The 4,608-nt window shown below is 60.7% G+C and carries 4 protein-coding genes; all 4 read left to right on the top strand.

What is annotated here, in order from left to right; genetic code table 11:
- Nucleotides 1-1,749: S9 family peptidase (locus tag H5U38_08550; GenBank protein ID MBC7187068.1), on the top strand; the 1,749-nt coding region annotated here is incomplete at its 5' end.
- A 165-nt stretch (nt 1,750-1,914) separates the two neighbouring features.
- On the top strand, nt 1,915-2,904 hold the full coding sequence (locus H5U38_08545; protein ID MBC7187067.1) for a flavin reductase: 990 nt from the start codon (nt 1,915-1,917) through the stop codon (nt 2,902-2,904).
- Between the two features lie 55 nt (nt 2,905-2,959).
- Nucleotides 2,960-3,676, top strand: a complete 717-nt coding sequence (locus H5U38_08540; GenBank protein MBC7187066.1) for a DUF169 domain-containing protein — start codon at nt 2,960-2,962, stop codon at nt 3,674-3,676.
- 66 nt (nt 3,677-3,742) lie between these two features.
- Nucleotides 3,743-4,285 (top strand): class I SAM-dependent methyltransferase, encoded by a 543-nt coding sequence (locus tag H5U38_08535; protein ID MBC7187065.1) that lies wholly within the window; start codon nt 3,743-3,745, stop codon nt 4,283-4,285.
- Nucleotides 4,286-4,608 lie beyond the last annotated feature (323 nt).

Below are 4,608 nucleotides of genomic sequence, written 5' to 3'. Positions count from 1 at the left end.
CGAAAGAAGGGCCAATTGAGCGCACCGGAAGAGGTGATACTCGACGTCAACACCATGGCCATCGGCCATCCCTTCTACTCCGTTACCGGGGTGGCGGTGAGCCCGGACAACCGCTGGGTTGCCTTTGGCGTGGACACGGTAAGCCGCCGCAGGCACACAATCTACTTCAAAGACTTGCTGACCGGAGAGACTTTGGCCGAAGCGATTCCGAACACCACTGGCCAGGCGGTGTGGGCCAACGACAACAAGACAGTCTTCTACGTCAGCAAGGACACGACCACCTTGCGCCCAGAGCGCGTGTTTCGCCATGTTCTTGGCACCAACCCGGCGGAAGATGTTGAGGTGTACCACGAGAAGGACAGCACCTTTTCCGTATATGCGCACAAGTCAAAGTCGCGCCAGTACGTCTTCCTGGTCTGTTCCAGCACCCTCTCTTCAGAAGTACGCTTCCTGGACGCGGACAATCCCACCGGCAGTTTCGCCCTGGTACAACCTCGCGAACGAAACCACGAGTACTCTGTGGCCCATGTGGGAGACAAGTTCTACATCGTCACAAACTTCGAGGCGAAGAACTTCCGGCTCATGGAGACCGATGTGGCAACTCCTGGCAAGGCGCACTGGCGCGAGGTGATTCCCCATCGCGACGATGTCCTCCTTGAGGACGTGGAGGTGTTCAACGACTACTTGGCGGTCAGCGAGCGGAAGAACGGCCTGCGCCAATTGCGCATCATCAGCCAAGCGGACAAGAGCGAACACTACCTCGATTTTGGCGAGGAGGCATACTTCGCCCATCCCACCGACAACATGGAAATGGACACGCATGTTCTGCGTTACGCCTACACCTCTCTGACCACGCCGCTCACCATCTACGACTATGACATGGTGGCCCGCACCAAAACTCTGCTCAAGCAACAAGAGGTTTTGGGTGGCTTTCGGCAGGAGAACTACCAGACCGAGCGCGTTTACGCGCCAGCCAATGACGGCACCTTGATTCCCATTTCTCTTGTCTACCGCAAAGGCATGGTCAAAGACGGTTCACATCCGCTGCTCCTCTACGGGTACGGCTCCTACGGTGCCAGCACGGAAGCCACCTTTAGCTCGCCAGTACTCAGCCTGTTGGACCGTGGTTTCATCTACGCCATAGCCCACATCCGCGGCGGCTCGGAGATGGGCCGGCAGTGGTACGAGGATGGCAAGCTTCTCAAGAAGAAAAACACGTTCACCGACTTTATCAACTGCGCTGAATACCTCGTCCGAGAGAAGTACACCAGCCCCGACCGCCTCTTCGCCCGCGGCGGCAGTGCCGGGGGCCTGCTCATGGGCGCGGTGGTGAACATGCGCCCCGACCTTTTCAAGGGGGTGATCGCAAATGTTCCATGGGTCGATGTAGTCACTACCATGTTGGATGAGTCCATCCCTCTTACCACCAGCGAATACGACGAGTGGGGCAATCCACACGTCAAGGAGTACTACGACTACATGCTCTCCTACTCGCCGTACGACAACGTGACTGCCCAGGCGTACCCAGCGCTGTTCGTCACCACCGGGTTGCACGACTCGCAGGTCCAGTACTTTGAGCCCGCCAAGTGGGTGGCAAAGCTCCGGGAGCTGAAGACGGACAACAACCTCCTGGTGCTGCACACCGACATGCATTCCGGGCATGGCGGGGCATCAGGCAGATTCGAGCGCTTCAAACGGACGGCAATGGAGTACGCGTTTCTCCTCGACCAGGTAGGCATCCGGGAATGATACCGGGTTACCTGAAGACAAGGCGTGGCACTGCTCCGGCCGTGCCCCGGGCATGAACATGCCTCGTTGGCGACCCCCGCCAGACGGAAAGGCACGGTGGAGGTCGGTTGCCACTTGCCATGAGCTCATTGACTAATCTTGGCTGTTGAATAGGAGGTTTTGGTCATGCACAGCAAACTCGGCAGCACCCTCATCGGTATCGCGATCCTCGTGCTGGGAACTGTTGTTTTCTTGTTCCACTTTCGGGACGCGGACGGGCAGTCTCCTGCCGCGGGGCAACTGAAGGTTGCCGACGGTGTATATCGGGCCAAGGAGATGGGGTACAACGACTCATTGACCGTGGAGGTCAGGGTGAGCCGGGGCCGCATCGCCTCTGTGAGAGTCGTCGAGCACTATGAGAGCGCCGGCGACTCGGCGATCAAGTACGTGCCGCAGTGGATCGTTCGCCGTCAAGGCACCGAGGGGGTGGACGTAGTCACGGGGGCGACCATCACCTCCCGTGCGATTCTCGGCGCAGCGCGCAAGGCACTGGCACAGGCTGCAACCAAGAGTGCTCCCCCGCCTTCTGCCAGTGAGGAGCATGGGAAAAAGTCCCTTGGCGCACGCACGGCATTGACCCCTCTCCCAGTCTGGGTCATTGGTTCCTACGACAGCGTGGGCAGAGCCAACATGATGACCGCCGCCTGGGTGGGAATCTGCTGCTCGCAGCCGCCCTCCGTGATGGTGGCCCTGCGCAAAGCTACCTACACCTTCGGCAATATCGTCATGCGCCAAGCGTTTACCGTGAACATCCCGAGCGTGGACTATGCCGCCGAGACCGCATACTTTGGCAGCGTCTCCGGTAGGGATGTCGACAAGCTCTCGGTGACAGGCCTCACGCCGGTACGCAGCAAGCTTGTGGACGCGCCGTACCTGCAGGAGTTTCCCTTGGTGGCGGAATGCCGCCTGCGCCAGACCTACGAAGTTGGCCTGCACACGATGTTCATCGGCGAGATTGTGGACGTGAAGGCCGCCCCAGGCGTCCTTGACGCCGAGGGAAAGGTGGACGTGGAGCTGTTGCGGCCTTTCGTTTACGGCACAGGTAAGGGAAGCTTCTACACCTTGGGACAAAGCCTCGGGACTACGGCTTCGCTTCGCGCGAAGTACACGCGCTGACCTTGTCCGGGTCGGCGGCACCCAATACCGCAGACGCGCCATCCCTGGAGCATCTATGCAACCAGACGCCAGTCGCCTCGTGCAGGCGGCCAAATTACAGCTTCCGCTCATCGGACTCTATGATGCGCCTGATCCAGCCCTTTTTGCGCCCACGGTACAGCCGGAACCGGGAATGCGGACTTGCCTCTTTTCTTTCTACCGCAGTTGGGTGCAAGGACAGTTCGTCCATCTGAGCGCAGGGCGCTATGGATGCGGCGGTGCGGGACACTGGCTCTTTGGCCTGACCACTCGTTCCCGCGAAGACTTCGTGAAGTTCCTCGTCGACGAAGAGGGGCTGAGAGCGAACAGCGAGCTGATGGAGCAGTGGCTGGACACCGCGACTCCTTTCCAGCCGCAGTACGGCCACATCTTTGTCGGCCCGCTCCGCCCCGAGGCCTACCCGTACCTCAAGACGGTCAGCTTCTTGGTCAACCCTGACCAACTCAGCCTTCTCATCATCGGCGCTCACTACCACGCGGCGCCTCATGAGCCACCCCCTGTGCTCGCCCCTTTCGGGTCAGGGTGCAGCCAGCTGGTTGCGGTCTTCCCCGATCTCAACAGGGCGCAGGCGGCGATTGGCGGCACGGACATCGCCATGCGGCAGCACTTGCCGCCGGACATGCTTCTCTTCACGGTCACCAAGCCGATGTTCGCGCGGCTGTGCGCGCTGGACGAGCGAAGCTTTCTCTTCAAACCCTTCTGGCAACGGTTGCTTCGCTCGAGGCAGAGCTGAGCTCGCCAGAAACACCTCTGCGGCTGGGGTAAGGCACCGGAGGCAAACCGAGAGGAAAGGACCCACATGCACGAACGACGGTACGCCGGTGAGGTAGGGAGGCTGCGCAGTCCGGAGCGACTCGCCCTGCTCGAGGTGGGACGGGTCGTAGACCTCTCATTGCGGGGGATGGATGCGCGCAGTGTGCTGGACGTAGGCGTGGGCTCGGCAGTCTTCGCCGAGGCCTTCGCCCGACGTGGCCTTCGCGCTTACGGAATCGATGTGCGGCCGGAGATGCTCAGAGCAGCCGGGAGCCTTTTCCCGGAAGGGCACTATGCCCTCGCTATGGCCGAGGCGCTCCCATTTCGCCCAGGTTCCGTGGACATCGCGTTTCTCGGCCTCTTGCTGCATGAGAGTGACGATCCGGTGCTTGCTTTTTCCCAGGCGTGGCGCACCGCTAGACGGCGGGTGGTTGTCCTGGAGTGGCCATTCGTGGAGGAGGACCACGGTCCACCTCTTGAACATCGCCTCTCCACTGCCCAGGTCCAACAGATCGCGCAACTGGCCGGGGCACTGGGCCTTAACACGTACACCCTCAAGCACGTGGTTCTCCACCTTGCTGACCATTGAAGGCTGTGCCTATGTCGAGCTCAACATGGCGCGACCCCGGAGGCGCGTACTTCGCCGGTACGGACAGTCAAGGGGGCGGGACCGTGCTCTCTGATCCACGCACGTTGTGGAGGGTGCGCCTGTGTGTACTCGCCCTCATCTTGTTGACGCTTGGGAAGCCATCTCGTCACCGGGCGGCTGTTTCTGATTTCTGCGCGGAGGATAACTGCATGCCCCACATTGACGTTAGCGCAGTGGACCGCGTGAGCCTGGTCAACCCACTGCAAGGTACTGCTTCAGAGTTCACCTTTTCTCACGGCAACACTTTGCCCCTGATCAGCCGT

The sequence above is a fragment of the Calditrichota bacterium genome (genome assembly GCA_014359355.1).
GTDB lineage: Bacteria > Zhuqueibacterota > Zhuqueibacteria > JANLFK01 > Oleimicrobiaceae > Oleimicrobium.
This window is presented reverse-complemented; position numbering and strand designations above follow the sequence as displayed.